Raw genomic sequence first — 25,725 nt, 5'->3', positions numbered from 1 at the left:
GGAGCATATGATGCAACAGCCTGCTGCCGGGAATCTTCGTCGCGTAACGCTATCGAGCCTGTTTGGTTCAACCATTGAATGGTATGACTTTTTCCTTTATGGCACCGTCGCCGGAATGGTGTTCAATAAGCTGTATTTTCCGGAAGGCGACCCCTTTATTTCCACCCTACTGTCCTATGGCGTGTTTGCAATTGGTTTTCTGACCCGACCGCTGGGCGCCATTATTTTCGGTCATTTCGGCGATACGCTTGGGCGTAAAAAAATGCTGATCCTGACGTTGGTGATTATGGGAGGGGCCACCGTCACCATAGGGCTTATCCCCAGCTATCATCAAATTGGTATCTGGGCGCCGCTGCTGCTTATTCTTTGCCGACTGATTCAAGGAATTGGGCTGGGCGGAGAGTGGGGAGGGGCGGTACTGATGACCTTTGAGTCCGCGCCAGAAAAGCATCGCGCATTCTTTGCCAGTATTCCGCAAATCGGTATGTCGCTTGGCCTGCTATTAGCTTCTGGCGCTATTGGCCTGGGGTCATTCCTGCTAACCGATGAAGATTTTATGGCCTGGGGATGGCGTGTACCTTTCTTATTGAGCGGTATCTTTGTGGTTATTGGAACCTATATTCGAAATAACGTCGCGGAAACCGAGGACTTTCTTAAGGCGAAAGAAGCGCAAAAAGGAGTGGCGAAGCGGATCCCGCTGGTGGAACTATTCCGTAAACACACCGCTCTGGTATTTACCTGTATGGGGATGCGCTTAATTGACGGCGTCTTCTTTAATATTTTCGGCGTATTTTCGCTGACCTGGCTGACGCAACAGCTTAATATCCCGCGCGATGAGGCCATTATAGCGATCCTGGCCAGTGCTTTTGTCATGAGCTTCTTTATTCCTTTCTGGGGCTATATAGCTGACCGTTGGGGACGGATTCGCGTTTTCGTCCTTGGGGCCACGCTCTCGGCCTGTTCTGCTTTCCCTGCTTTTGCCGTAATGCAGTGGAATGCAGACAATATCTGGTTGATATGGGCGGCGGTAGTCATTCCGTTCGGTATCTTCCATGCGGCCGTTTTCGGCACCCTTTCTTCTATCTATTCCGAGTGTTTCGACGCTTCGGTGCGTTATACCGGTATCTCGTTTGCCTATCAGATTTCCGGCGTCTTTGCCGGCGGCCTGACGCCGGTACTGGCGACCGTACTCTCGGGAATGCTTGGTGGCGCGCCCTGGCTTATCTGCGCCTATGTATTAGTTATTGGCCTGATCAGCGCCGCCTGCGCTATCTCTTTGTGGCGGCGTACCCATGCCGTAGGGCAAGTGGCGAACTCCCATACCGTAATGATTAAGTGAGGAAGTATGAAAGCATTGGTTTATACCCAGCCGTTCGGCGTTGCGATTCAGGAGCGCCCCTATCCTCATCTGCCCGAAGGTGAGGAGCAGGTGGTGATCCGCATTGCTGCCGCTGGAATCTGTGGTTCTGATATGCACGCGTTTCATGGCAAAGATCCGCGGCGCCAGCCTGGCCTGGTATTAGGGCATGAGCTGTCTGGTGAGATTGTTGAAAGTCAGTCCCGGCGATTTCACGTTGGGCAGCGTGTTACCGCGAATCCATTAATCACCTGCGGCCAATGTGAATATTGCCTGCAGGGACGTGATAATTTGTGCAGCGATCGTCACATGGTGGGGATGGACTGGCCCGGAGCTTTTGCCGAGTTTATGGCCATTCCGGCGCGCTCGGTGGTGGCGATACCATCGGGGTTGGATCTCCGGCATGCGGCGATAACGGAGCCTGCCGCGACCGTGGTTCACGCCCTGCGCTTGACACAGCGCGCAATGCATTTACCGCTTGCTGAAGCCAAAGCGTTGGTGATTGGCGGCGGCGCGATAGGTCTGCTCACGTTGCTCGTGCTTCGTGCCTGGGGTTGCAGACAGCTGACCCTGGCGGAAGTGAATCCGCTACGGCGTAAAACGGCAGAACTTGAGGTAGATTGTGCCAGTGTCGATCCGTTGAAGACGGAGATGAAGGGAAATAGTTTTGATCTGGTGATCGACGCCGTCGGCGCGACGGGAACCCGCAGGACCGCGTTAAGCACGGTTAGACCTGGCGGTACGGTGATGCATATTGGCCTGCAGGGCTGGGAGAGCGAAATTGATATGCGCAAGCTGACGCTTGGGGAGATCACCCTGCTGGGCACATATACATACACCATGGCCGACTTCTGCCTGACGTTATCCATGCTGGCCCAGGGGGCCTTGGGCGATCTTGGCTGGGTGGAAGCTCGGCCCCTTAATGACGGCCAGAGGGCCTTTGATGACCTGGAGAATCAGCGCGTCTCTGCTGCAAAATTGCTGCTTGTACCATAGGCATCTGATTGCCAGGTTTTGCGAGTATTACCGCCACGCGGGCAGTATAGCCGGAGTTACCGGTCGTGTTTGCCTGCTGGCGGCTTCATTTGATCCCGCCTGATGAAAAATAAAGTTACGAATCAATGCATCGCCTGATGATTATTCGCCGGTAAAGGATGCTACTTTGTCTCAACAGACTCACCTGCCGTTTACCTATCGCAAGGATCATCCTCATGTCCGGCTCTAAAAAAATAGTGACCCTCGCCTTGATTGGCGCCACGCTGCTTCCGGCCCTGTCTATGGCGGCTGACGCCCCCCCTGCCACCTTTACGCCGGAGCAGGAAGCCCGCATCGGCAAGATTGCGGCGGATTATTTAGTCGCCCATCCGGAGGTTCTGCTGCAGGCAAGCCAGAAGCTGCAGCAGATTCAGCAAGAGCAGCAGGCCAGCGCCGCGACCCAGGCGGTCATTAAGAATCAGGCCGCGCTGACCCAGGATAAAAATACGCCGACCTACGGACCGGCGGATGGCAAGGTCACGGTTATCGAATTCTTTGATTACCAGTGTATTTACTGTAGCCGTCTGGCGCCGGTGATGGCTCAGGTGATTAAGGAAAATCCGCAGACCCGTTTTGCGTTTAAAGAGTGGCCTATTTTCGGCAGCCGCTGGGAAACGTCGCTGACCGCGGCGAAAACCGGTCTGCAAATCTATCAGCAGAAGGGGGCGGAAGCCTACCTGACCTACCATAACGGGATTTATGCCACCGGGCATAACGAGGGCAAGCTGACGGCGGCGGATATTCAGCAGCAGGTGAAGAAGGTCAACTTCGAGGCGAAGAAGGCCGCCGACGTTGAGCCAGCGCTTGAGGCGACTAACCAGCTGGCGCAGGCCATCGGTTTAAGCGGCACGCCGGGCGTTATTGTGATGCCGACGACCGGCGCCACGGAGGCGAATATTACCGTCTTCCCGGGCCTGGCGGATAAAGACTCGCTGGATGCGGCGATTAAGAAAGCCGGCGGTAGCTGATTGCCGGTCGGCGCCGCGGGCATGATTTAATGCGATGGTGCCGCGTTTGCTGTTCGGAAAGCGGCGCTTCTGTCTGAATCGTCCGAGCGCTATTTGGCGACAGGCGGCGGGCAGCACCGATTTAGCATGGACATAATGACCTGGAACAGCTCGTTTTTTGCCTGCTGTTCGGTGATTACGCCGCTCACGACGGCGGCGGATAAACCTTCCGCTGAGCCGATCGTCGCCAGAATCGTCGCATCGCTGAGTGGCTGCCCACCGCAGAGCGGAGCGAACAGTTCGCGGCACTTCAGGGTAAAGGCCGCCATGTACTCCTGCTTAATTTTTTCCAGCTCCGGGGTACCGGCCAGTGCGGCCATGACGCTGGGCATTTCGCGTCCCTGAAGCAGAACGCATTCAATGTATGACGTTGCGATCACCGACGCGAGCTTCTCCGCGTCCGGCTCCGTTTTGCGCAGGATCTCGTCCATTAGCGCCGTCTGTCGGCGATCGAACTCCCGGTAAAGGGTGGCAAAAAGCCCGGAACGGCTGTCAAAATGATCGTAAACCACCGGTTTTGTCACCCCGGCCTTTTTGGCCAGATAGCCGAGGGTCAGCGCTTCCGTCCCTTCTTCGCGAATAATACGCCACGCGACGTCCACCAGCTGTGTATGCCGCTCTTCTCTGGATAAACGCTGCCGCACAAGTGGTTCAGCCATTAGACACATTCTCCCGTTGACATGCTTATATACCAAAGGTAAGTTACCATTGGTAGGTTACCTTTGGTATATAAGACTACTTCTGATAACGTCATATGGCAACCGGAGTCTGCGTCATGCATGCATTAATTGTGGTATCTCATCCTCTTCCTGATTCGCTGACCCACAGCGTCGCGACGGCGATTGCGCAAGGGATTGCCGAATCCGATCCGCAGAATACTTCTGAACTCGCCGATTTAACGCAGGAGGGCTTTAATCCGACTTTCACTGCCGAAGATATGGCGGCTTTTCACCTCACCGTCGCGACGCCCGCTGAGGTGGTTGCGGAACAGTCCCGAATCGATAAGGCCGACGCGCTGGTGCTGGTTTTCCCCGTTTACTGGTGGTCAATGCCGGGACTGCTTAAGGGCTGGATCGACCGCGTGTTTTCAAACGGCTGGGCCTATGAAGAGACGGCCGACGGCAACGTTGTCAAGAAGCTGGGCCGCCTACGGGTTCATCTTGTGGCATTAGGGGCCGCAAGCCAAAAAACCTACGATACTCACGGGCTTACCGATGCGTATAACGCGCAAATCGTGCACGGGATTTTTGACTACTGCGGCGTTACGGTGGCGAGTTCTGAGATGCTGCTGCTGCCGGATCTGGGCACGGCGGAAGCGCACCTGGAGATGGGGCGCCGGCTGGGACAGGACGTTTTTAGCCGGGGCAATAGAACGTAGCTCGATGGAGAGTCCGGCTGCAGAAATGCAAAAAACCGCCTTTTGGGCGGGTTCTTTAAATAGTGGAGCCCGGCTCGGACTAACGCCGAAGGCGTTGAACGGCGCGCTCGTTGCGCCGGCCCCGAAGGGGTGAGCCGCTGGCGGCGAATAATCGAACGCAGTTCGATGGAGAGTCCGGCTGCAGAAAAGCAAAAACCCAGCCATAGGCTGGGTTCTTTAAATAGTGGTGCCCGGACTCGGAATCGAACCAAGGACACGGGGATTTTCAATCCCCTGCTCTACCGACTGAGCTATCCGGGCAACGGGGCGAATTAAACCGTAATCCACTTCGCGCGTCAACCACATTTCTTTATTTTCCTGCCGATTGCTTAACTTTACGGCAGTTTTGCATCAAAAGCCGCGTTTTGGCCATAATTCACATCATCCCGTTATCGCCCTGACGGATTTTCCAACCGCTGACCGCAGAGATGACGTGGCGTAAACCGGAAAGGGTGTAGTCGCCGATCACCTCTTCGTCTTCGCGCGGGGAACTGATGGTAATCTCCGCATCGACGCCGTGGCGGTAGGTTCCGTGGTGGCTAAAAATCGTGCCGATGAAGCATTTATCATTCAGCCAGACGGGAATATAGGCCACCGTTTCATAGATATAGTTTGAGGCGATGCCGCTGTAGTAGTTATCCGCGTCGTCGGAGGAGGTGCCAGGAGGAATGGGGCAAATCGGCGCGTCGCTATCGGTTTGCGGCTTATCTTTCAGCAGGGTGCCCTGCATAACCTCCAGCGACTTGAGTAAATCCGCCTTATCTTCGGCATTCAGCGCCGGGGTTAACGGCTGGTCTTTCTCCGGCGAGCTGATGGTATTCAGCGTGTAGCGATAGCGAATCGTCACCGCAGGCGTCCTGTCCGTCGGGCTGAAGGGACGCAGCAGATACAGATTATCCTCGCCGAACTGGCCGTTGTACCAAAGCGCATACACCTGACCGTTAATTCTGACCCACCGGCTCCACTGGTTGGCCCCGCGCCCGTTGAGGGAGTACAGCGCGCCGGGCACGCCGGCGTCAAAATCATCGTCGTCATCGCTATCGCTGCCGTTGACGCTATCGAAGGTGTCATCGCCGCGTTTTAAGACCCCGGTATAGCTGAATAAGCCGGTTCCGCCGACGTAGCTGTCGATAATCAAATCGCGCCTGCCGTCGTTATCGAGGTCGATAAGCGTAAAGCTGACCTTGCCATTTTCTGAATCAGCGCTGATATCTGAATGGAGAAACGCCTGCCACTCATCGTCGCTGATATCGGCGGAAGGCTTGTTTGTTGACACTAAGGTATCGTCGGCATAGGTCAGCGTGAAGTTGGTGACGCGGCCGGTCAGCGGGAACTGCTCGGCGATCTTATTCAGCTCCAGCTCCGGATTGGCCTTTTGCTCTTTCAGTACCGCACTATACAGCGCCTTGAGCGCACTATTATCGGCGTCTTTCTGCTGCTTAGGACGCACCTGGCTGACGAAGGTCGGCAGCATCCAGGTCCCGCCGGGCGTAATTTCTCGGCACATGCCGGTGGTATATTTCAGGCTCTGGACGAACGATTTACCGTCCCAGACCCGCTCCTCCCCGCTCACGCAGTCGGCGATGCCGCGGCCTTTGTTGAAGAACGCGATCGCGCCATCGGCATAGCTGGAGGCATCGGTGGAGATCGGCTGAGGTTTAGCCTGCGGGGCACTGTCCACCACCCACATGGCGTAACCGTCGTTATAGGCGGCCCGCCAGCACAGCGCCTGGATAAGCCAATGGCCTTTATCGATGGCGGTGGCGGTTATTTGCCGTTCCTGGGCGGGGATATCTTTGTTTTGCCAGTCGTCACAGCGGCTATTCAGCAGCGGGATCAGCTCCGGGAGGAGGCGCTGGCGCTGTTTGGCGGTCAATGGTTCGGGCTGAGCGTTGTGGAGCGTTGGGGCGGCGATAATCTCCGGGGCGGGCAGCGCGTTCAGCGTATTGCTATCGTCGGCATCGCCTTTGCGCAGCAGCGCGTCTGCGGTACCCAGGCGCTGCTGAAATTCGTCGATCTTGAGAAATATCGCGCTGCTGCCCGCGCTCGAGAGCGGCTTGCGCGCGCCGTTAAGCGAAATCTCAATGCGGCTTTCATGCTCCAGGGCCTGAATCAGCGCGGCCGTTTGCGTGCTGTCGAGACGGAAGTGGCTGTCATCTTTGGCATCCAGCGAACCGCGATCCTGATTGTCGATCAGCAGGCGAACGGTGGCGTCAGGGGGGATATCGCGATCGGTCTGGGCAAACGTCACCTGGCCGCTCACCCGCTGATCCGGGCCCGCGCCGCGAGTCAGCAGGACGCTGACTTCACCGCGGTTGACGCCGTAGCCCGCGGCCCGGCAGGTGCCGGTATTATCACAGGCGACTTCCCAGTCTTTATACGCGAAAGAAAAACCCTGTACGGGAGCCGCCAGCAGCGATATCGGACATAGCCCGATGATGGCAACCCAAAGGAGAGAACGCATATAAAACCCTGTCAGCATGTCGGTGAGAGGGAAATTATATGCGCGAAGGATCGGTTAATATATCGGAATCAGGTTAGCGCGCCGCCCATTCGACACTGGGCAAAACGCAGGATGTCTTCCGCCAGGCGCTGGGCGGTATCGACGTCGGCCTGGCTGCGCTTCACCAGCATGCGGCTCAGGCAGCCTTCGACGATAAGCTCCATCTGTTTGGCGACCATCGCCGGGTCATCCACTTCCAGCTGGGTCAGCAGCTCGTGCGTATAGGCGAGAGAAGCCTGCTTCTGCTGTTCAGCCAGCTGATGAATCGGGTGCTGGGCATCCGGATAGAAGGTGCAGGCCGCAATAAACAGGCAGCCGGGATAGCGGTGATTGCTCACGCATCGGGTCAGCGCCGCATAGCGCGCCAGCAGCTTCTGCTCCGCCGTTAGCGTCTCGTCCAGCAGCAGCTGGCGACGCCATGCATCAACCTGATGGCTGAGATAGCGGAGGGCGTCATACAGTAGCGCTTCGCGGTCTGGCCAGAAGCGCTTGAGGTCATCGATCGGATAAGCAACGCGCTCGGCGACCATCTCCAGCGTGGTGTTAGCAATACCTTCGATTTCAAGAATTTGTATGGCTTCGCCCAGAACATCTTCACGTTGCACGGTTTTCTCCTCCATTTTACCTCCTAAAGTGTCGTTCACGGTTGCCGATCGCGCAAATGGGCGCTGAATGCCGCGGCATCCATAAAGCCGGTTACGCGCTGCGCGGGCTGCTCCTCTCCCTGCGCGTTAAAGAACAGAATCGTCGGCAGGCCGAGCACCCGCAGATGCTTCAGCAGGGCGACGTCCTGCGCGCTGTTCTTCGTGACATCTACCTGCAACAGAACGGTATCTTTCAGGGCCTGTTGCACTTCCGGTGTGCTAAAGGTGTATTTTTCGAACTCTTTACAGGCCACGCACCAGTCCGCGTACAAATCTAGCATAACCGGTCGGCCTTTAGCCTGCGCCAGAGCCCGATCGAGCTCATCGACGGTGCTGACGCGGGTAAACGCCAGGTGCGCCTGCTGCTGCGCCGTCGGCGCGTCGAACGCCCAGTCCTGCAGCGGACGAACGCTCACCAGCGCGGCAGCCAGCAGCACGATCTGCAGGATGCGCTGCCACGGACGCGAGGCGCCAAGGGAGGTGATAAAGGCCCAGCTAAAGAAGGCCACCGCCAGCAGCGACCACAGGCGCAGCCCCCATACCTCGCCCACGATACGCTCCAGTAAAAACACCGGCAGCGCCAGGATGACAAAACCGAACGCGGTCTTCACATGGGCCATCCACGGGCCGCTTTTCGGCAGCAGGCGGTTGCCAAACACGGTGACCAGAATCAGCGGTAGCCCCATGCCGAGCGCGTAGAGATACAGCGTGCCGCCGCCCAGCCACAGGTTACCGCTTTGTGCGATGTACAGCAGAATCGCGCTCAGCGGCGCCGTTGTACAGGGCGAGCAGATAAGCCCGGCGATGGCGCCCATGGCAAAAACGCCGCCGGCGGAACCGCCGCGTTGGGTATTGCTCATCAGCGTCAGGCGCGTCTGCAAGGATGACGGCAGCTGCAGGGTAAACAGGCCAAACATCGACAGCGCCAGCAGAATAAAGACCGCCGACAGGCCGATCAGTACGTACGGATGCTGCAGCGCCGCCTGGAACTGCAGGCCCGCGGCGGCCACCACCATACCCAGCGCCGTGTAGGTCAGCGCCATTCCCTGGACATAGATAAACGCCAGCAGCAGCGCGCGGGCGGTGGAAAGCCGGCGTTCGCCACCGAGCACGATACCCGAGATCAGTGGATACATCGGCAGCACACAGGGCGTAAACGCGATACCGATACCAATTAATAGCGCCCAGAGCGCGGAGAACGGAAGCTGGCTGTCATCCGTCGTGGCTGTGGGCCGCTCTGGCGCAGAGGACTCGGCTGTTGCAACCGGCGGCCGTTCCGCGAGCGCCAGCGCCGGACGCGGTTCTACCGGGAGCGGCGGGTTAAGCTTCGGCTCTCCGACGGCCGGCAGAGCCGGGCGCGCGGGAGCCTGCCCGTCGCTGGAGAGCGCCAGCGCCGCGCTGAGCGGCACCACTTTAGTTTCCGGCGGATAGCAGAAGCCGGCGTCGGCACAGCCCTGCCAGGTTACGGTCAGCGTGGCCCCTTTGGCGGCCCGGGTGAGCGTAACCGGCACGGTTAGCCGCTGGCGATAAATCTCACTTTTGCCGTAAAACTCATCGTCGTGCCATTCGCCGGACGGCAGCGATGGCTCAAGGAAAGCGGCGTCTGCGGCGCTGAGCTTGATCTGTTTGCGGTAGAGATAGTAACCCTCCTTGATTTGCCAGGTCAGGTTTATCTCGTGCTGGCTCTGCTGAAAATCAAAGGCAAAAGCCTGGTCAGCAGGCACAAAATTTGAGCGGCCGGGAGTATCAAATAGCCCGGCGAAGGCAGATGTACTGCAGAGCAGCAGAATCAGCGTAATGATGCGTTGAGCCATGAGAGGTAATCAGTGTCTCCGTGAGTGACGGGCAAAACCAGTAATTCGGGGGTTTGATACGGGTGATGGGACTTCAGGCACTCCAGCAGCGCCTGCTGATGTGCGCGGTCGGTTTTCAGCAGCATCTGTACCTCATACTCCTGCTCCAGCTTGCCTTCCCAGTAGTAGAGGGAGGTCGCGCCCGGCAGGAGAGTGGCGCAGGCGGCCAGCTTTTCTGCCAGCACTTTGGCCGCTAAATCCTGGGCGGTCGCTTCATCCGGCGCGGTGCAGAGTACAACAACGGCATCAGGCGTAGTCATCGTGAACCTCGTATCAGCGAAAAGAGGCACTATAGCACGCAAGATGCGGGGGGATTAATGAAACGGGCCACGATGTGGCCCGAATTTAAGCCGTTTTACAGCACGATGCCGCCGATGATGAACCCCAAAATGACGCACAGGGTAATGGCGATCACCCCGGGGATCAGGAAGGCGTGGTTGAAGACGTATTTGCCGATGCGGGTCGAGCCGGTGTCATCCATTTCGACCGCCGCCAGCAGCGTCGGGTAGGTCGGCAGGACGAACAGCGCGGAGACCGCGGCAAAAGAGGCAATGGCGGTCAGCGGACTCACGCCAAGCAGCAGCGCCGCGGGCATCAGCGCCTTGGTGGTGGCGGCCTGGGAGTAGAGCAGGGTCGCGGCGAAGAACAGCACCACCGCCAGCAGCCACGGGTAGTTGTGCAGCAGATCGCCCGCCACCGCCTGGATATCAGAGATATGTGCCTTCACGAAGGTATCGCCCAGCCAGGCAACGCCCAGCACGCAGACGCAGGCGCTCATCCCGGATTTAAAGGTGCTGGCGTTCAGCACTTCGCTGGTATCGATCTTACAGGTGATGCTAATCAGCGTGGCGATGGTCAGCATGAAGACCACGATCGCTTCGTTGCGCGGCAGTACCGGGTTCTGAATCAGCCCGACGGTATCGCTGATGGCGGTAGCGTAGAACATGACCGCGACGATCCCAATCAGGAACAGCAGCACCGAACGTTTGGCGTGCGGCTTCAGCTGGAACACCTGGCTTCCGCGCAGTTTGACTTCCCCTTTTGCCAGGCGCTCCTGGTAAACCGGGTCATCTTTCAGCTCGCAGCCGAGGAAGTTACACACCACGGCGGTGATCATCACGGCAATCAGCGTCACCGGAATACAGATGCCCAGCAGCGTCAGGTAGCTGACGCCCAGCGGCTCCAGAATACCGGCGAAAAACACCACCGCGGCGGAAATTGGCGAGGCAGTAATCGCAATCTGCGAGGCCACGACGGCAATCGACAGCGGGCGGGAGGGGCGAATGCCCTGCTCCTTCGCCACTTCGGTGATCACCGGCAGGGTCGAGAAGGCGGTGTGGCCGGTCCCCGCGAGGACCGTCATAAACCAGGTGACCAGCGGGGCGAGAAAGGTGATGTACTTCGGATGACGGCGCAGCAGGCGCTCTGCAAGGCTGACCAGGTAGTCCATGCCGCCAGCAACCTGCATGGCGGCAATCGCGGCGATGACCGCCATGATGATCTCAATGACGTCGAAGGGGATCGCGCCGGGCTTGATTTGAAAGATTAAGGTCAGGACGAGGACGCCCAGACCACCGGCGAATCCGATACCGATACCACCCAGCCTGGCACCCAGGTAGATAGCCAGCAGGACAATGACGAGCTCTGCACCAAACATATGTTCCTTCCTTGTTTTTTAACAAGTTGATATTGAATTGTTATGATTTCGTAAACCCAGAAAAGCAAAAAGGCATGTCATTGCTGACATGCCTTCGTTGAGTTTAACCTGAAAGCTTACTGTTCGCTTTCATCGGTAAAACGCTTTGCTTTATAGGCCGGGTGCATCAGGTTGTGCGGAGAGAAAATATCGTCCAGCTCCGATTCGGTGAGCAAACCTCGTTCCAGCACCACTTCCCGCACGCTCTTACCGGTTTCGGCGCAAATCTTGCCGACGATATCGCCATTGTGGTGGCCGATAAACGGGTTGAGGTAGGTGACGATGCCGATGGAGTTGTAAACATAGCTTTCGCACACCGCTTTGTTGGCGGTAATGCCGTTTACGCATTTTTCCAGCAGGTTATAGCAGGCGTTGGTCAGGATATGAATGGACTCGAACATCGCCTGGCCGATAACCGGCTCCATCACGTTCAGCTGCAGCTGGCCGGCTTCTGAGGCCATCGTGACGGTGGTGTCGTTGCCGATCACCTTGAAGCACACCTGGTTGACGACTTCCGGTACCACCGGGTTAACCTTGGCCGGCATGATGGATGAACCCGCCTGCAGCTCCGGCAGGTTGATTTCGTTCAGGCCAGCGCGCGGACCGGAAGAGAGCAGGCGCAGGTCATTACAGATTTTAGACAGCTTCACCGCCAGGCGTTTCAGCGAGCTATGCACCATGACGTAGGCGCCGCAGTCGGAGGTGGCTTCAATCAGGTCTTCCGCCGGAACAACCGGGAGGCTGCTGACTTCCGCGAGTTTTTGTACCGCCAGCTGCTGATAGCCGTCCGGGGTATTCAGGCGCGTGCCGATGGCGGTGGCGCCGAGGTTCACTTCCAGCAGCAGCTCTGCGGTACGCAGAATGCATTTTGTTTCTTCGTTCAGCAGAACGTTGAAGGCGTGGAACTCCTGGCCGAGGGTCATCGGTACCGCATCCTGCAGCTGGGTACGACCCATTTTCAGGACGTCCTGGAACTCAACGGCTTTGCTCTGGAAGCCTTCGCCCAGCTGGTTAATAGCGTCGGTTAATTTCAGCAGAGAGGCATACATCGCGATGCGAAAACCGGTCGGGTAGGCATCGTTAGTGGACTGACATTTGTTAACGTGGTCGTTCGGGTTCAGGTACTGGTATTCACCTTTCTGGTGGCCCATCAGCTCAAGACCGATGTTTGCCAGCACTTCGTTGGTGTTCATGTTGACGGAAGTCCCCGCGCCACCCTGGAACACGTCAACCGGGAACTGATCCATGCACTTGCCGTTATTCAGCACTTCATCACAGGCGGCAATAATGGTATTCGCGACGCCTTTAGGAATGGTTTGCAGCTCTTTGTTGGCCATGGCAGCGGCCTTTTTCACCATCACCATACCGCGCACAAACTCGGGAATATCGCTGATCTTGCTATTGCTGATGTAGAAGTTTTCAATCGCTCTCAGAGTATGAACGCCGTAGTAGGCGTCAGCTGGAACTTCCCTGGTACCCAACAGATCTTCTTCGATACGAATGTTGTTTAACATGTGAACCTTCTTTTTCAAGCTGCCAATGAATTCACCAAATACGCAGAATTTATAGGATTTAGCGCATTTTCTCGCCGAAGATTATTTCCTTAATCGGCCTGGTGCCCACGATCATATGCTGATGATAGCGAATATCAGTAATCTTGATCACTTATTATGTAGTGAGGACTATAAGAATTATTAATCTGTGAAATGAATCACCGCTTTGCAGTTCTTGAAAAAAATAAGCGTTTCTGCTGATTGAAAAGTCCCGCGTTAGCCCAATATTGATGGGATGCGAATAGCACATCTTATAGCTGCGGGTGCCGATAGCGGCGCATGCTAATGAAGGAGACGCCGGTGCGTTGGATTCCGTTTTTTGCCTTTTTTTTATACGTTTACATTGAAATCTCGATCTTTATCCAGGTTTCCCATGTCCTTGGGGTGCTGCTGACGCTGATTTTAGTGATCTTTAGCTCGGTGGTCGGGATGTCGCTGGTGCGCAACCAGGGCTTTAAAAACTTTATGCTGATGCAGCAAAAAATGGCGGCCGGCGAAAGCCCGGCGGCGGAAATGATCAAAAGCGTATCGCTGATTATTGCCGGCCTGCTGCTGCTGTTACCGGGCTTCTTTACCGACTTCCTCGGCCTGCTGCTCCTGCTGCCGCCGGTGCAAAAACACCTGACCCTCAAGCTGATGCCGCATCTGCGCTTTAGCCGGATGCCAGGCGGCGGCTTTAGCGCCGGTACCGGAGGCGGTGATACCTTTGACGGGGAATACCAGCGTAAAGACGATGAGCGCGACCGTCTGGACCACAAAGACGATCGCTAATCCAGCCAGCCCGGCGACCGCCGGGGGCGTGGAGTGACAAGCCGGATACGCGCAGCGCGATCCGGCTTTTTTACGGCTGGGCGCCCGGGGTTTCGCTCAGCGACCGGCGCCGGGGTAAAAGCAGCCACAGCGCCGCCAGCACCACCAGCGCGTACAGGCTTTTCCAGCCGACCATCGCCAGCAGCAGCAGGCACAGCAGGCTACCGATCGCCGCCAGCACCCGATAGCGCCCCTGCAGCAGCCGGCAGCCCGCCAGCATACACAGCAGATAAATCATAATAAAAATGCCGTTAGCGTAGACGATCAGCGCGTCGAGGTTGATATCGAGCCAGTAAATGCACAGGGTGCTGATGACGCAGCAGGCCAGCACCGCATTGAGCGCGTTGCGCGGGATTTGCCGGGCCGACAGGCGGGCGAGGCGGCTCTCAGGCCTGTACTGCGCCTGCGACCAGACCAGGCGGGCGAAGCTCTGAATATAGATATTGAGGCTGGCGAAGCAGGCGAGGTAGCCAATGACGCAGGCGACCCACAGCGCCTGGACACCGAACAGGTGCACCACGATATCAGGCAGCGACGCGGCGGCAGCCATACCCTCGCCGAAGGCGTGAAAATGCAGCACCAGCACGGTACAGGCCCAGTAGACCGTACCGGCCAGCAGCAGGCCAATCATCAGCGCGCGCGGAAAATCGCGCTCCGGGGATTTAAATTCGGAAGCCAGGTGGGCAAAGGCCTCCAGGCCGACAAAGCACCAGAACATGACCGAAAGCGCGGCAAAAAGCTGCGACCGGTCAACATCCTGCGGCGCCGGGAAGGGGATATGCGCCGGATCGATACCGCCGCGCCACCAGATGGCGACAATCAGGGCAACAATCAGGATTGCCACCAGCGTTTGCAGATTGGCGCTGGAGCTGGCTCCGCGTGAACCCACCCACCAGATAATGGCCAGCGTCCCCAGTTCGGCGAGCAGCAGCTGGCCGTCGTGCCAGCCAAACAGGGCCTGGCTGAAGCCGGTGGCGATATGCAATGCGGCGGGTAATCCCACCGGGATGACCGACAAAAACAGCCAGCTGGTCACGCGCTCCATGCGGGGGCCGAACGCCATATTGACGAAATGCGCCACGCCGCCGGCGCTGGGATAGTGGCGGCCGAGTATGGCAAAGACGATGGCTATCGGGAAAACCAGCAGGATCAGCGCCGGCCACGCCCACAGGCTGTTATCACCCGCAACCAGCGCGGCCAGAGCGGGAACGGCGAAGACGCCGGTGCCCAGTAATGATGTGGAGAGGAGGCCCACTCCCTGAGCCAGACCTAACTCCTGCTTCAAACCACTCATGATGCAACCCTGTCCCCGACAAAACCCGAATGGTACCACAATCGTTTTTGCTTATGACGTTTGAGCGACGCGCCGGGAGTGTGCGCCCGGGCACGCGAAAAAACTTTTTTTCAACTCGCCCCTTGAAGCGGTAAAACTCCATCCCCATCTCTCAGGTCACTAGCCGGAAAACCGTATACGGGCCGGTGTCATCCATAACTGATAATGACTTTCTCAAAGGAGAGCTATCAATGAGTATTCGTCCGTTACATGATCGTGTGATCGTCAAACGTAAAGAAGTTGAAACCAAATCTGCTGGCGGCATCGTTCTGACCGGTTCTGCGGCAGCCAAATCAACTCGTGGCGAAATCATCGCTGTCGGTAAGGGCCGCATCCTGGAAAACGGAACCGTGCAGCCGCTGGACGTGAAAGTTGGCGATATCGTCATTTTCAACGACGGCTACGGCGTGAAATCTGAAAAGATCGACAATGAAGAAGTGTTGATCATGTCCGAAAGCGACATCCTGGCGATTGTTGAAGCCTAATCTGCGAACGACACTGAACATACGAATTTAAGGGAAAGATTAAAATGGCAGCTAAAGACGTAAAATTCGGTAACGACGCTCGTGTGAAAATGCTGCGCGGCGTAAACGTACTGGCAGATGCAGTTAAAGTGACCCTGGGCCCGAAAGGCCGTAACGTGGTCCTGGACAAATCCTTCGGTGCGCCGACCATCACCAAAGACGGCGTTTCCGTAGCGCGTGAAATCGAGCTGGAAGACAAGTTCGAAAACATGGGCGCCCAGATGGTGAAAGAAGTTGCCTCTAAAGCGAACGACGCTGCAGGCGACGGTACCACCACCGCAACCGTACTGGCTCAGGCGATCATCGCTGAAGGCCTGAAAGCCGTTGCTGCGGGCATGAACCCGATGGATCTGAAACGTGGTATCGACAAAGCCGTCGTTGCTGCCGTTGAAGAACTGAAATCCCTGTCCGTACCGTGCTCCGACTCTAAAGCGATTGCTCAGGTTGGTACTATCTCCGCTAACTCCGACGAAACCGTAGGTAAACTGATCGCTGAAGCGATGGATAAAGTCGGTAAAGAAGGCGTGATCACCGTTGAAGACGGTACCGGTCTGGAAGACGAACTGGACGTGGTTGAAGGTATGCAGTTCGACCGCGGCTACCTCTCCCCGTACTTCATCAACAAGCCGGAAACCGGTGCCGTTGAGCTGGAAAGCCCGTTCATCCTGCTGGCTGACAAAAAAGTTTCCAACATCCGCGAAATGCTGCCGGTTCTGGAAGCCGTAGCGAAAGCCGGTAAACCGCTGGTTATCATCGCTGAAGACGTTGAAGGCGAAGCGCTGGCAACGCTGGTGGTTAACACCATGCGCGGCATCGTTAAAGTGGCTGCGGTTAAAGCACCGGGCTTCGGCGACCGTCGTAAAGCTATGCTGCAGGACATCGCAACCCTGACCGGCGGTACCGTTATCTCTGAAGAGATCGGTATGGAGCTGGAAAAAGCGACTCTGGAAGACCTGGGTCAGGCAAAACGCGTTGTGATCAACAAAGACACCACCACCATCATCGATGGCGTGGGTGAAGAAGGCGCTATCCAGGGCCGTGTGACTCAGATCCGCAAGCAGATCGAAGAAGCGACTTCTGACTACGACCGTGAAAAACTGCAGGAACGCGTTGCTAAACTGGCAGGCGGCGTTGCGGTTATCAAAGTCGGTGCAGCTACCGAAGTTGAAATGAAAGAGAAGAAAGCACGCGTTGACGATGCCCTGCACGCGACCCGTGCTGCGGTAGAAGAAGGCGTCGTTGCCGGTGGTGGCGTCGCGCTGGTGCGCGTTGCGGCTAAACTGGCTGGCCTGACTGCTCAGAACGAAGATCAGAACGTCGGTATCAAAGTTGCGCTGCGCGCAATGGAAGCTCCGCTGCGCCAGATCGTTGCCAATGCCGGTGAAGAACCGTCTGTGGTAACTAACAACGTGAAAGCGGGCGAAGGTAACTACGGTTACAACGCGGCGACTGAAGAATACGGCAACATGATCGACTTCGGTATCCTCGACCCAACTAAAGTGACCCGTTCTGCTCTGCAGTACGCGGCCTCCGTTGCTGGTCTGATGATCACTACCGAGTGCATGATTACCGATATGCCGAAAAGCGACGCAGCTGATTTAGGCGCTGCTGGCGGCATGGGCGGTATGGGTGGCATGGGCGGCATGATGTAATCGTGCGCTCTACCCCTTAGAAACAAAGAAACCCCCGGGCAGAAATGCTCGGGGGTTTTTCTTTTTTCCGTCTTTTTAGTATAAGGTGTACATCCGGGCCAGCGCGTCCAGCTCATTGATCATGGGGAATAACATGCAGGTAAGATATTTAGCAGGGATTGTCGGCGCAGCACTACTGTTAGCGGGTTGCAGTTCCAGCAACGAACTGAGCTCAGGCGGGCAGAGCGTACGCTTTGTTGAAGATAAGCCGGGTGCGGATTGCCAGCTGTTGGGGACCGCTAGCGGCAAGCAGAGCAACTGGCTCTCCGGGCAGAACGGCGGTGAGGGTGGCTCCATGCGCGGCGCGGCTAATGCGCTGCGTAATCAGGCCGCAGCAATGGGCGGCAACGTGATTTACGGCGTCAGCAGCCCGACGCAGAACCTGCTGTCGAGCTTTGTGCCGACCGATAGCGAAATGAACGGTCAGGTCTATAAGTGCCCGAACTGATCGCTTTCCCCTCTCTCCGGTGGGGAGAGGGGAAGGAACGCTGGCTAGCTCTGTCGTAGCTGCAAATCCAGCGGCGTCTTGCTCGGCTCTCCGCCGATTTCTCGCGCCAGCTTCGGTACCATATAGCCTGATACCAGCGTCAGCAGCTCGCGCATAATGGCCCGGGCTTCTTCATCTTCGACCATAAAGTGGGCCGCGCCCTGGACCTTATCCAGCACGTGCAGGTAATACGGCATCACCCCCGCATCAAATAGCGCATTGCTCAAATTAGCCAGCGTCTGTGCGCTATCGTTGACCCCCCGCAGCAGTACGCTTTGGTTCAGCAGGGTGACGCCAGCGTGGCGTAAACGCGCCATTGCCGCGCGAAACTCAGCGTCGATTTCATTGGCGTGGTTGATATGGTTCACCAGCAGTATCTGCAGCGAGGAGCGGGCGAAACGCGCAGCCAGCGCCTCGGTGATGCGCGCCGGGATGACAATGGGCAGCCGGCTGTGAATACGCAGACGCTTGACGTGCGGAATCGCTTCCAGCTGGGTGAGCAGCCAGTCGAGCTCATGATCTTTCGCCATCAGGGGGTCGCCGCCGGAAAAAATAATCTCATCGAGCTGCGGATGGGCGGAAATATAGTCCATCGCCGCCTGCCAGTTGCGCTTATTGCCCTGGTTATCGGCGTATGGGAAGTGTCTGCGGAAGCAATAACGACAATTTACCGCGCAGCCGCCTTTAACCAGCAGCAGCGCGCGGTTGGCGTATTTATGCAGCAGTCCGGGCACCACGCTGTGCTGTTCCTCCAGCGGATCGGTGGAAAAACCGGGGGAGACGATGAACTCTTCTTGCGAAGTAAGTACTTGACGAAGAAGAGGATCGTTAGGATTTCCTCGTTCCATGCGGGCGATAAAAGCCCGGGGAACGCGCAGCGCAAAGAGGCGCTTCGCATCGCGCCCCGCCAATAGGTTTGCATCAGCGTCTACATTTAAAAGATGCAGCAGTTCATCAGGACTGGTCACAACATCGGCAAGTTGCGTTAACCAATCTTCTCTGGATGGGGTATTTAGGGTTACAATATGCGCCATTTTGTGGCTTAGCTACCAATTAACAATTTCAGAGGGCCTTATGGCGACTTACTATAGCAACGATTTTCGTGCTGGTCTTAAAATCATGATGGACGGCGAACCTTATGCCGTTGAAGCGAGTGAATTCGTAAAACCGGGAAAAGGCCAGGCTTTCGCCCGCGTTAAGCTGCGCCGCCTGCTGACCGGCACTCGCGTAGAGAAAACCTTCAAGTCTACCGACTCCGCTGAAGGCGCAGACGTTGTCGATATGAACCTGACTTACCTCTACAACGACGGTGAGTTCTACCACTTCATGAACAACTCCACCTTCGAACAGCTGGCCGCTGACGAGAAAGCCGTTGGTGAAAGCGCTAAATGGCTGCTGGATCAGGCTGAGTGCATCGTGACCCTGTGGAACGGTCAGCCTATCTCCGTGACCCCGCCGAACTTCGTTGAGCTGGAAATCGTTGAAACCGATCCGGGTCTGAAAGGCGACACCGCGGGTACCGGCGGTAAACCGGCGACCCTGACCACTGGCGCAGTGGTTAAAGTTCCGCTGTTTGTACAGATTGGTGAAGTGATTAAAGTGGATACCCGCTCTGGCGAATACGTATCCCGCGTGAAGTAATTCACGTCTCTGATGGTTGGCGCAGCGCGTTGCTGCGCCCCCTATAGCACGCAAGGTATCGATAGCAGGCAGGGAAGATGAACAACACCTTAAAGCTTGTGGTATTGCTGCTGCTCAGCGGCGCTCTGCTGGCCGGTTGTCATACGGTCCACGGCGTGGGTGAAGATATCCGCAGCCTGGGGCACGCCATTTCTCACGCCGCCAGCTAAGCACCGTTTTCCCCCTCTCCTCTGATTCGTACCTCCCGACGTCGCGCATCGCTTTTTCTCTTAAAAAACGCTGAGATCCCTTCATTCCGGGTCAGTTTGTCTATGCTTATAGGGCACGATAACTAAAACTGGTAAATAAGGATGACATTATGGTGAAAAAAGCGATTGCAGCGTTCTTTACGGTTTTGGCTCTTTCCTCTGTGCTGACCGCATGTAATACAACGCGCGGTGTCGGTCAGGATATTTCAGAAGGTGGTAGCGCTATTTCCGGCGCCGCGAATAAAGCTCAGCAATAGCCTCTGACGGTACGGCTGGCGGTCGTACCGTTCTTCCCATCTCCTGCACCGTTGTTTATAATATCCGCGCTTTTTCACCCACCTTGCGGGACGACCCGTAAGCGTACTGCATCCGGGGACGGCCCCATCAAGGAGCCTTATGTCCTGGTTAATTTTGTTTATCGCCGGTCTGCTGGAAGTGGTCTGGGCGGTTGGTCTGAAGTACACCCACGGTTTTAGCCGCCTGATACCCAGCGCCATCACCATCGTGGCGATGGTGGTCAGCATGGCGCTGCTGTCATGGGCGATGAAAACGCTGCCGGTAGGCACCGCTTACGCGGTGTGGACGGGGATCGGCGCCGTCGGCGCGGCGATTGCCGGTATCGTCCTACTGGGCGAGTCCGCCAGCCCGATGCGTATTGCCAGCCTGGCGTGCATCGTCATCGGTATTATCGGCCTCAAGCTCAGCACTCACTAATAGTGCTGGTTGACCCAGATAAGTTTGCTCACGTCGAAGCCCTGCCGGGAGGCAATATCCAGCATCTGCTGTTTCACTTCCGGCGTGATTTTCGGCGTGCGCGCCAGCAGCCAGAGATAATCCCGGTCCGGTCCGCACACCAGCGCGTAGCGATAATCTTTATCCAGCGCAATCACGTTGTAGCCGCCGTAGAAGGGGCCAAAAAAGGAGACTTTTAGCGCCGCCCGGTTACTCTCGCCGGTGAAGTAGGCCACGCCATCCGTTTTTTGCCACATGCCGCGATCGGGGTTATAGCCCTTATTGACGACGTTCAGTCCACCGTCGTCGCGCAGGCTGTAGGTTGCGGTGACCTTTTCCAGGCCGCGCTCAAAGCTATGGTCGAAGCGGGCGATTTCATACCAGGTGCCGAGATAGCGCTGGGTATCAAACGGGCTGACCACCGTCACGCCCTGCGGAGGCGTCGGGGTGCTACAGGCAACAACCAGAAACGAGGCGGCAACAGCGGCAATCATTGGCAGCAGACGCATACTATTTTCCTTACTGGTTTTTTGCTAAGTGTAGATTCTGGCGGGGAAAAAACGGGAAAATATTCTGCAAAAGAGAGCCCGGTAACACTCCGCTACCGGGCATCGGGAGGCTTAGATAAATAATACGCCGACCAGCGTGACCACGCTCAGGATGGCGGCCAGGCCGTAGAACACCCACTTGCCGTTAGGGACGTGAATTTTCAGGTCGTGCATGGCGTGATGAATGCGGTGTAGCCCGCACCACAGCGGCAGGACGATCATCAGGAAGAGAAATGCCCGGCCAATAAAACTCTGGGCAAAGCCGAGCACGCGTTCGTAGCTGAAGGCGTCAGCGGGCGCCAGGCCCAGCGGCAGCAGGATACCGACCAGCAGTATCATCACCGGAGCAATAATGGCGCTCCACATGCCGCCGGCGCCAAACAGCCCCCAGAATACCGGTTCATCGGAACGTTTTGGGTTGGGATTGATCATTCCAGCCTCCTCACCAGAACAGGGCGATAAACAGGATCGCCACGGTTGCTACCGCAGTGACCACCCACAGCCCTTTAATAACCGGCTCTGGCCCCATTTTCTCGCCTTTGACAATAATATTGGCGGCTTTCGGCGCCAGTTCAAACCAGGTTTTGGTATGCAGCAGCGCTGCGCCGAGGGCGATCAGGTTGAGGATCACCACCACCGGGTTTTGCAGAAAGCCAACGTATCCCGCCCAGCTTTCCGCCCCGTGCTTGAGGGAAAACAGGCCATAAATCAGGATGATGCTGAACCAGACTGCCGGTACCGCCGTGCCTTCACGCAGCATGTAGAAGCGATAAAACGGCAGCTTCTTCCACCAGGTGGACGTCATCGGCCGCACGTAGGGCTTGCGTTTAGTCGTCATAATGCACTCCTTAGCGTGGTTTCAGGGTGGCGATAAGAAAGTCTTTCGAGCTCTCTACCTTGCCCTGCTGAATGGCGGCTGCCGGGTCGACGTGCTTCGGACAGACTTCCGAGCAGTATCCCACGAAGGTACAGGTCCAGACGCCGTTCTGACCGTTAAGCTGCGCCATGCGCTCCTTTTTACCGTGGTCGCGGCTGTCCTCGTTGTAGCGATGGGCGAGGGTGATTGCCGCCGGGCCGATAAACTCAGGGTTAAGGCCAAACTGCGGACAGGCGGCGTAGCACAGGCCGCAGTTGATGCAGCCGGAGAACTGATGGTATTTCGCCATCTGCGCCGGAGTTTGCTTGTTTGGCCCCTGATCCGGGGTACGCGAATTGCCGATAATATAGGGCTTAATCGCCTCCAGACTCTCGATAAAGTGGGTCATATCGACCACCAGATCGCGCTCGATCGGGAAGTTAGCCAGCGCTTCGACCTTAATGCCTTTGGTGTATTCACGCAGGAAGGTTTTACACGCCAGCTTCGGCACCTTGTTGACCATCATCCCGCAGGAGCCGCAAATCGCCATGCGGCAGGACCAGCGGTAGCTGAGATCCGCCGCGAGGTTGTCTTTGATATAGCCTAGCGCGTCGAGCAGTGAGGTCTGCTCATCGTAAGGAACCTCATAGAACGCGCTGTGCGGTGCGGTGTCCACCTCCGGGTTGTAGCGCACCACCTCGATTTTCAGCTTCTTCATCTCAGCCATTGCTCGTCTCCTTCTTCTCGGCTGCTTCCGCTTCTGCGCCATATACGCGTTTTGCCGGCGGCAGAGTGGTGATCTTCACATCGCCATACTCAAGGCGCGTGGTGCCATCGGCATCGCGGAATGCGAGCGTATGCTTGAGAAAATTGACGTCGTCACGCTCGGTGCAGCCTTCATCCAGGCGCTGATGCGCCCCGCGGGACTCTTTACGCGCAAGGGCAGAGTGGGCCATACATTCCGCCACGTTCAGCCCGTGGCCCAGCTCGATGGTATACAGCAGGTCGGTATTGAACACGCTGGAGCTGTCGGTAATGCGTACGTGCCTGAAGCGCTCCTGCAACTCGGCCAGCTTATCGACGGTTTTTTGCATCAGCTCTGGCGTACGGTAGATCCCGCAGCCTTCTTCCATCGACAGGCCCATCTCGTCGCGGATCTTCGCCCAGTTCTCGTTGCCTTCCTGATTGATGAGGTCTTTGAGGCGTTTTTCGACGTCGGCGGTCTGCGCATCCAGCGCGCTGGCGTTGGCTTCTTTAGCCTCCGCCGCTCGCCTGATGGCCTGCTCGCCGGCGAGGCGGCCAAAAACCACCAGCTCGGCCAGCGAGTTGGAGCCAAGGCGGTTGGCGCCGTGAAGGCCGACCGACGAGCATTCGCCCACGGCGAACAGCCCCTTGATACGGGTCTCACAGCTCTGGTCGGTTTCGATGCCGCCCATGGTGTAGTGCGCGGTTGGGCGCACGGGAATAGGCTCTTTAACCGGATCAACGCCGACGTAGGCCTTCGCCAGTTCGCAGATAAACGGTAGACGCTCCAGCAGCTTTTTCTCACCTAAGTGGCGCAGGTCGAGATAAACCACGTCGCCGCGCGGCGTTGGAATGGTGTTGCCTTTACGCCATTCGTGCCAGAAGGCCTGGGAGACCTTATCGCGCGGGCCGAGCTCCATATATTTATTTTTCGGCTCGCCGAGCGGCGTTTCCGGGCCCATGCCGTAATCCTGCAGGTAGCGGTAGCCGTCCTTGTTGACCAGGATACCGCCTTCGCCACGGCAGCCTTCCGTCATCAGAATACCGGAGCCGGGAAGGCCGGTCGGGTGATACTGCACGAACTCCATATCGCGCAGCGGAACGCCGTGGCTGAGCGCGATGCCCATCCCATCGCCGGTGACGATGCCGCCGTTGGTGTTGTAGCGATAGACGCGTCCTGCGCCACCGGTGGCCATCACCACCGCGTTAGCGCGGATTTGTACCAGCGAGCCTTCCATCATATTCATCGCCACCAGGCCATGCGCCTGGCCATCGTCGACCAGAATATCGAGGACGAAATGCTCGTCGAAACGCTGGATTTGCGGGAACTGAAGGGAGGTCTGGAACAGGGTGTGCAGCATATGGAAGCCGGTTTTATCCGCGGCAAACCACGTGCGTTCGATCTTCATCCCGCCGAAGCGGCGGACGTTGACGCTCCCGTCCGGACGGCGGCTCCACGGGCATCCCCACTGTTCAAGCTGGGTCATTTCCGTCGGGCAATGATGGACGAAATAGTCGACGACATCCTGCTCACAAAGCCAGTCGCCGCCGGCGACGGTGTCGTGAAAATGGTACTCAAAGCTGTCATGATCCTGCGTCACGGCAGCGGAGCCACCTTCAGCCGCAACCGTGTGGCTGCGCATAGGATAGACTTTTGAAATCAGTGCGATTTTGGCATTTGGATTAGCCTGCGCTGCGGCGATTGCAGCGCGAAGACCTGCTCCGCCAGCGCCAATTACGGCAAGATCGGCTTGAAAAGTTTGCACGACATTCCTCCAGTTTTTGTTTATTTCGCCGCCGGGCTGGCGAAAATGTGTCACTGCTCCTTTATAGGTAAAGAAGTATAGCCTTAGGGTCGGTAGGGAAAATTGACGTGTTCGATTTTTTTATCGATATGTGCGGTGATTTATCAGCGCTTTTTATGCGCCCCAATGGTTAATAAATTTTCGGTATGGGTTAGGGCTCGCGGGTACAAAATTTGTCTCACTCGCCGGTTACGAGTAGACTTCGTGCCCTTGTATGAAATCGGAGAAAGTACCATGAGTGAAACGGCAACCTGGCAGCCGAGCGCGTCGATCCCAAACCTGTTAAAACGCGCGGCTGTGATGGCGGAAATTCGTCGTTTCTTTACCGACCGCGGAGTGCTGGAGGTGGAGACGCCCTGCATGAGTCAGGCAACGGTAACGGATATTCACCTGTTTCCGTTCCAGACCCGTTTCGTCGGCCCCGGCTACTCTCAGGGGATGGATCTGTATCTGATGACCAGCCCGGAATACCATATGAAGCGCCTGCTGGCCGCGGGCTGTGGCCCGGTATTCCAGCTGTGCCGCAGCTTCCGCAATGAAGAGATGGGGCGTCACCACAACCCGGAATTCACCATGCTGGAGTGGTATCGTCCGTGCTATGACATGTATCGTCTGATTAACGAGGTCGATGATTTACTGCAGCAGGTGCTGGAGTGCCAGCCGGCGGAAAGTCTCTCCTATCAGCAGGCGTTCCTGCGCCATCTTGAGCTCGATCCGCTGTCGGCCGATAAGACGCAGCTGCGCGAAGCGGCGGCGAAGCTTGACCTGAGCAATATCGCCGATACGGAAGAAGATAAGGATACGCTGCTGCAGCTGCTGTTTACCATGGGCGTCGAGCCGCATATCGGCAAGGATCGTCCGACCTTTATCTATCACTTCCCGGCAAGCCAGGCGTCGCTGGCGCAGATCAGCACTGAAGATCACCGCGTCGCGGAGCGCTTTGAGGTCTATTACAAGGGAATTGAGCTGGCGAACGGCTTCCACGAGCTGACCGATGCCCGCGAACAGCAGCAGCGTTTCGAGCAGGATAACCGCAAGCGTGCGGCCCGCGGTTTGCCGCAGCAGCCGATTGACGGCAATCTGCTGGAAGCTCTGAAAGCGGGCCTCCCGGACTGCTCCGGCGTGGCGCTGGGCGTCGATCGCGTGGTGATGCTGGCGCTGGGTGCCGAAAGCATCGGTGAGGTGATCGCCTTTACTGTCGATCGCGCCTGACCCGACCGAGTCTCTCTTCGGCCATCCCG

27 protein-coding genes and 1 tRNA gene are annotated in these 25,725 nt (G+C 57.1%); 13 read left to right on the top strand and 15 right to left on the bottom strand.

Annotated elements, in window-relative coordinates; translation table 11 throughout:
- Positions 1 to 10 precede the first annotated feature (10 nt).
- The 3 genes from GVK32_RS09485 to GVK32_RS09475 all read left to right on the top strand — a co-directional run bounded on the left by GVK32_RS09485 (position 11) and on the right by GVK32_RS09475 (position 3,360).
- Complete coding sequence (locus GVK32_RS09485) at positions 11 to 1,339, top strand: MFS transporter (protein WP_159867665.1); 1,329 nt, start codon at positions 11 to 13, stop codon at positions 1,337 to 1,339.
- 6 nt (positions 1,340 to 1,345) lie between these two features.
- Entirely contained in the window at positions 1,346 to 2,353 is a 1,008-nt protein-coding gene (locus tag GVK32_RS09480; RefSeq protein ID WP_159867662.1) for an alcohol dehydrogenase catalytic domain-containing protein, read from the top strand.
- A 215-nt stretch (positions 2,354 to 2,568) separates the two neighbouring features.
- Positions 2,569 to 3,360 (top strand): DsbA family protein, encoded by a 792-nt coding sequence (locus GVK32_RS09475; protein WP_159867659.1) that lies wholly within the window; start codon positions 2,569 to 2,571, stop codon positions 3,358 to 3,360.
- 89 nt (positions 3,361 to 3,449) lie between these two features.
- Here the strand turns inward: GVK32_RS09475 and GVK32_RS09470 are convergent, their stop codons facing one another.
- Positions 3,450 to 4,058 (bottom strand): TetR/AcrR family transcriptional regulator, encoded by a 609-nt coding sequence (locus GVK32_RS09470; protein WP_159867656.1) that lies wholly within the window; start codon positions 4,056 to 4,058, stop codon positions 3,450 to 3,452.
- Between the two features lie 116 nt (positions 4,059 to 4,174).
- On the opposite strand from GVK32_RS09470, the gene GVK32_RS09465 reads away from it, so the two are divergent.
- Entirely contained in the window at positions 4,175 to 4,777 is a 603-nt protein-coding gene (locus tag GVK32_RS09465; protein ID WP_159867653.1) for an NAD(P)H-dependent oxidoreductase, read from the top strand.
- Positions 4,778 to 5,001: 224 nt separating this feature from the next.
- Here GVK32_RS09465 and GVK32_RS09460 read toward each other — a convergent pair.
- From GVK32_RS09460 to aspA, 7 genes are all read right to left on the bottom strand, one after another.
- Positions 5,002 to 5,077 (bottom strand) — tRNA-Phe (locus GVK32_RS09460).
- Positions 5,078 to 5,192: 115 nt separating this feature from the next.
- Positions 5,193 to 7,280: a DUF1176 domain-containing protein gene (locus GVK32_RS09455; protein ID WP_159867650.1), complete on the bottom strand. Its 2,088-nt coding sequence runs from the start codon at positions 7,278 to 7,280 to the stop codon at positions 5,193 to 5,195.
- Between the two features lie 68 nt (positions 7,281 to 7,348).
- Positions 7,349 to 7,924, bottom strand: a complete 576-nt coding sequence (locus GVK32_RS09450) for a transcriptional regulator (RefSeq protein ID WP_159867647.1) — start codon at positions 7,922 to 7,924, stop codon at positions 7,349 to 7,351.
- Between the two features lie 35 nt (positions 7,925 to 7,959).
- Complete coding sequence (locus GVK32_RS09445) at positions 7,960 to 9,777, bottom strand: protein-disulfide reductase DsbD (protein WP_159867644.1); 1,818 nt, start codon at positions 9,775 to 9,777, stop codon at positions 7,960 to 7,962.
- On the bottom strand, positions 9,753 to 10,076 hold the full coding sequence (gene cutA, locus GVK32_RS09440) for a divalent cation tolerance protein CutA (RefSeq protein ID WP_041143683.1): 324 nt from the start codon (positions 10,074 to 10,076) through the stop codon (positions 9,753 to 9,755). The genes GVK32_RS09445 and cutA overlap by 25 nt, the downstream gene beginning before the upstream one ends.
- 95 nt (positions 10,077 to 10,171) lie before the next feature.
- Entirely contained in the window at positions 10,172 to 11,473 is a 1,302-nt protein-coding gene (locus GVK32_RS09435; RefSeq protein ID WP_159867641.1) for an anaerobic C4-dicarboxylate transporter, read from the bottom strand.
- 116 nt (positions 11,474 to 11,589) lie between these two features.
- The gene (aspA, locus tag GVK32_RS09430) at positions 11,590 to 13,026 is read right to left on the bottom strand and encodes an aspartate ammonia-lyase (RefSeq protein ID WP_159867638.1); all 1,437 of its coding nucleotides are present in this window, start codon (positions 13,024 to 13,026) and stop codon (positions 11,590 to 11,592) included.
- A 339-nt stretch (positions 13,027 to 13,365) separates the two neighbouring features.
- On the opposite strand from aspA, the gene GVK32_RS09425 reads away from it, so the two are divergent.
- A complete protein-coding gene (locus GVK32_RS09425; protein WP_041143686.1) occupies positions 13,366 to 13,836 on the top strand; it encodes an FxsA family protein in 471 nt (156 codons plus the stop codon).
- A 70-nt stretch (positions 13,837 to 13,906) separates the two neighbouring features.
- Here GVK32_RS09425 and yjeH read toward each other — a convergent pair whose 3' ends face one another.
- Positions 13,907 to 15,169 carry an L-methionine/branched-chain amino acid transporter gene (gene yjeH, locus GVK32_RS09420; protein ID WP_159867635.1) on the bottom strand — a complete coding sequence of 421 codons (1,263 nt, stop codon included), beginning with the start codon at positions 15,167 to 15,169 and terminating at the stop codon, positions 13,907 to 13,909.
- 230 nt (positions 15,170 to 15,399) lie between these two features.
- Here yjeH and GVK32_RS09415 point away from each other — a divergent pair, with 230 nt between their 5' ends.
- From GVK32_RS09415 to GVK32_RS09405, 3 genes are all read left to right on the top strand, one after another.
- Positions 15,400 to 15,693 (top strand): co-chaperone GroES, encoded by a 294-nt coding sequence (locus tag GVK32_RS09415; protein WP_003855929.1) that lies wholly within the window; start codon positions 15,400 to 15,402, stop codon positions 15,691 to 15,693.
- 44 nt (positions 15,694 to 15,737) lie between these two features.
- Positions 15,738 to 17,384: a chaperonin GroEL gene (gene groL / locus GVK32_RS09410; protein WP_159867633.1), complete on the top strand. Its 1,647-nt coding sequence runs from the start codon at positions 15,738 to 15,740 to the stop codon at positions 17,382 to 17,384.
- Between the two features lie 133 nt (positions 17,385 to 17,517).
- Entirely contained in the window at positions 17,518 to 17,871 is a 354-nt protein-coding gene (locus GVK32_RS09405; RefSeq protein ID WP_041143690.1) for a DUF4156 domain-containing protein, read from the top strand.
- A gap of 44 nt (positions 17,872 to 17,915) precedes the next feature.
- Here GVK32_RS09405 and epmB read toward each other — a convergent pair whose 3' ends face one another.
- Entirely contained in the window at positions 17,916 to 18,944 is a 1,029-nt protein-coding gene (epmB, locus tag GVK32_RS09400) for an EF-P beta-lysylation protein EpmB (protein ID WP_159867631.1), read from the bottom strand.
- Between the two features lie 40 nt (positions 18,945 to 18,984).
- Here epmB and efp point away from each other — a divergent pair, with 40 nt between their 5' ends.
- From efp to sugE, 4 genes are all read left to right on the top strand, one after another.
- Entirely contained in the window at positions 18,985 to 19,551 is a 567-nt protein-coding gene (gene efp / locus GVK32_RS09395; RefSeq protein WP_041143692.1) for an elongation factor P, read from the top strand.
- 77 nt (positions 19,552 to 19,628) lie between these two features.
- The gene (locus GVK32_RS09390; RefSeq protein WP_041143693.1) at positions 19,629 to 19,760 is read left to right on the top strand and encodes an entericidin A/B family lipoprotein; all 132 of its coding nucleotides are present in this window, start codon (positions 19,629 to 19,631) and stop codon (positions 19,758 to 19,760) included.
- A 149-nt stretch (positions 19,761 to 19,909) separates the two neighbouring features.
- A complete protein-coding gene (gene ecnB, locus GVK32_RS09385) occupies positions 19,910 to 20,056 on the top strand; it encodes a lipoprotein toxin entericidin B (RefSeq protein ID WP_159867629.1) in 147 nt (48 codons plus the stop codon).
- A 139-nt stretch (positions 20,057 to 20,195) separates the two neighbouring features.
- Positions 20,196 to 20,513 carry a quaternary ammonium compound efflux SMR transporter SugE gene (sugE, locus tag GVK32_RS09380; RefSeq protein WP_041143694.1) on the top strand — a complete coding sequence of 106 codons (318 nt, stop codon included), beginning with the start codon at positions 20,196 to 20,198 and terminating at the stop codon, positions 20,511 to 20,513.
- Here sugE and GVK32_RS09375 read toward each other — a convergent pair.
- From GVK32_RS09375 to frdA, 5 genes are all read right to left on the bottom strand, one after another.
- A complete protein-coding gene (locus GVK32_RS09375) occupies positions 20,510 to 21,040 on the bottom strand; it encodes a lipocalin family protein (RefSeq protein WP_159867627.1) in 531 nt (176 codons plus the stop codon). The two genes, sugE and GVK32_RS09375, sit on opposite strands and share 4 nt — an antisense overlap.
- Positions 21,041 to 21,151: 111 nt before the next feature.
- Positions 21,152 to 21,511 (bottom strand): fumarate reductase subunit FrdD, encoded by a 360-nt coding sequence (gene frdD / locus GVK32_RS09370; RefSeq protein WP_159867625.1) that lies wholly within the window; start codon positions 21,509 to 21,511, stop codon positions 21,152 to 21,154.
- A 10-nt stretch (positions 21,512 to 21,521) separates the two neighbouring features.
- Complete coding sequence (gene frdC / locus GVK32_RS09365) at positions 21,522 to 21,917, bottom strand: fumarate reductase subunit FrdC (RefSeq protein WP_123709912.1); 396 nt, start codon at positions 21,915 to 21,917, stop codon at positions 21,522 to 21,524.
- A 10-nt stretch (positions 21,918 to 21,927) separates the two neighbouring features.
- Complete coding sequence (gene frdB, locus GVK32_RS09360; protein ID WP_132513816.1) at positions 21,928 to 22,662, bottom strand: fumarate reductase iron-sulfur protein; 735 nt, start codon at positions 22,660 to 22,662, stop codon at positions 21,928 to 21,930.
- Positions 22,655 to 24,445, bottom strand: a complete 1,791-nt coding sequence (gene frdA / locus GVK32_RS09355; protein WP_159867623.1) for a fumarate reductase (quinol) flavoprotein subunit — start codon at positions 24,443 to 24,445, stop codon at positions 22,655 to 22,657. The genes frdB and frdA overlap by 8 nt, the downstream gene beginning before the upstream one ends.
- A 273-nt stretch (positions 24,446 to 24,718) precedes the next feature.
- On the opposite strand from frdA, the gene epmA reads away from it, so the two are divergent.
- Positions 24,719 to 25,696, top strand: coding sequence for an elongation factor P--(R)-beta-lysine ligase (gene epmA, locus GVK32_RS09350; RefSeq protein ID WP_045853374.1), 978 nt, complete (start codon positions 24,719 to 24,721; stop codon positions 25,694 to 25,696).
- Positions 25,697 to 25,725 lie beyond the last annotated feature (29 nt).

The sequence above is a fragment of the Klebsiella sp. 18074 genome, assembly GCF_902705905.1.
Classification (GTDB): Bacteria; Pseudomonadota; Gammaproteobacteria; order Enterobacterales; family Enterobacteriaceae; genus Klebsiella; species Klebsiella terrigena.
This window is presented reverse-complemented; position numbering and strand designations above follow the sequence as displayed.

What these genes read in the sequence shown, in the direction of transcription:
- GVK32_RS09485 (WP_159867665.1), top strand. Translation starts at nt 11, where the DNA reads ATGCAACAGCCTGCTGCCGGGAATCTTCGTCGCGTAACGCTATCGAGC.
- GVK32_RS09480 (WP_159867662.1), top strand. Translation starts at nt 1,346, where the DNA reads ATGAAAGCATTGGTTTATACCCAGCCGTTCGGCGTTGCGATTCAGGAG.
- GVK32_RS09475 (WP_159867659.1), top strand. Translation starts at nt 2,569, where the DNA reads ATGTCCGGCTCTAAAAAAATAGTGACCCTCGCCTTGATTGGCGCCACG.
- GVK32_RS09470 (WP_159867656.1), bottom strand. Translation starts at nt 4,058, where the DNA reads ATGGCTGAACCACTTGTGCGGCAGCGTTTATCCAGAGAAGAGCGGCAT.
- GVK32_RS09465 (WP_159867653.1), top strand. Translation starts at nt 4,175, where the DNA reads ATGCATGCATTAATTGTGGTATCTCATCCTCTTCCTGATTCGCTGACC.
- GVK32_RS09455 (WP_159867650.1), bottom strand. Translation starts at nt 7,280, where the DNA reads ATGCGTTCTCTCCTTTGGGTTGCCATCATCGGGCTATGTCCGATATCG.
- GVK32_RS09445 (WP_159867644.1), bottom strand. Translation starts at nt 9,777, where the DNA reads ATGGCTCAACGCATCATTACGCTGATTCTGCTGCTCTGCAGTACATCT.
- cutA (WP_041143683.1), bottom strand. Translation starts at nt 10,076, where the DNA reads ATGACTACGCCTGATGCCGTTGTTGTACTCTGCACCGCGCCGGATGAA.
- GVK32_RS09435 (WP_159867641.1), bottom strand. Translation starts at nt 11,473, where the DNA reads ATGTTTGGTGCAGAGCTCGTCATTGTCCTGCTGGCTATCTACCTGGGT.
- aspA (WP_159867638.1), bottom strand. Translation starts at nt 13,026, where the DNA reads ATGTTAAACAACATTCGTATCGAAGAAGATCTGTTGGGTACCAGGGAA.
- yjeH (WP_159867635.1), bottom strand. Translation starts at nt 15,169, where the DNA reads ATGAGTGGTTTGAAGCAGGAGTTAGGTCTGGCTCAGGGAGTGGGCCTC.
- GVK32_RS09415 (WP_003855929.1), top strand. Translation starts at nt 15,400, where the DNA reads ATGAGTATTCGTCCGTTACATGATCGTGTGATCGTCAAACGTAAAGAA.
- groL (WP_159867633.1), top strand. Translation starts at nt 15,738, where the DNA reads ATGGCAGCTAAAGACGTAAAATTCGGTAACGACGCTCGTGTGAAAATG.
- GVK32_RS09405 (WP_041143690.1), top strand. Translation starts at nt 17,518, where the DNA reads ATGCAGGTAAGATATTTAGCAGGGATTGTCGGCGCAGCACTACTGTTA.
- epmB (WP_159867631.1), bottom strand. Translation starts at nt 18,944, where the DNA reads ATGGCGCATATTGTAACCCTAAATACCCCATCCAGAGAAGATTGGTTA.
- efp (WP_041143692.1), top strand. Translation starts at nt 18,985, where the DNA reads ATGGCGACTTACTATAGCAACGATTTTCGTGCTGGTCTTAAAATCATG.
- GVK32_RS09390 (WP_041143693.1), top strand. Translation starts at nt 19,629, where the DNA reads ATGAACAACACCTTAAAGCTTGTGGTATTGCTGCTGCTCAGCGGCGCT.
- ecnB (WP_159867629.1), top strand. Translation starts at nt 19,910, where the DNA reads ATGGTGAAAAAAGCGATTGCAGCGTTCTTTACGGTTTTGGCTCTTTCC.
- sugE (WP_041143694.1), top strand. Translation starts at nt 20,196, where the DNA reads ATGTCCTGGTTAATTTTGTTTATCGCCGGTCTGCTGGAAGTGGTCTGG.
- GVK32_RS09375 (WP_159867627.1), bottom strand. Translation starts at nt 21,040, where the DNA reads ATGCGTCTGCTGCCAATGATTGCCGCTGTTGCCGCCTCGTTTCTGGTT.
- frdD (WP_159867625.1), bottom strand. Translation starts at nt 21,511, where the DNA reads ATGATCAATCCCAACCCAAAACGTTCCGATGAACCGGTATTCTGGGGG.
- frdC (WP_123709912.1), bottom strand. Translation starts at nt 21,917, where the DNA reads ATGACGACTAAACGCAAGCCCTACGTGCGGCCGATGACGTCCACCTGG.
- frdB (WP_132513816.1), bottom strand. Translation starts at nt 22,662, where the DNA reads ATGGCTGAGATGAAGAAGCTGAAAATCGAGGTGGTGCGCTACAACCCG.
- epmA (WP_045853374.1), top strand. Translation starts at nt 24,719, where the DNA reads ATGAGTGAAACGGCAACCTGGCAGCCGAGCGCGTCGATCCCAAACCTG.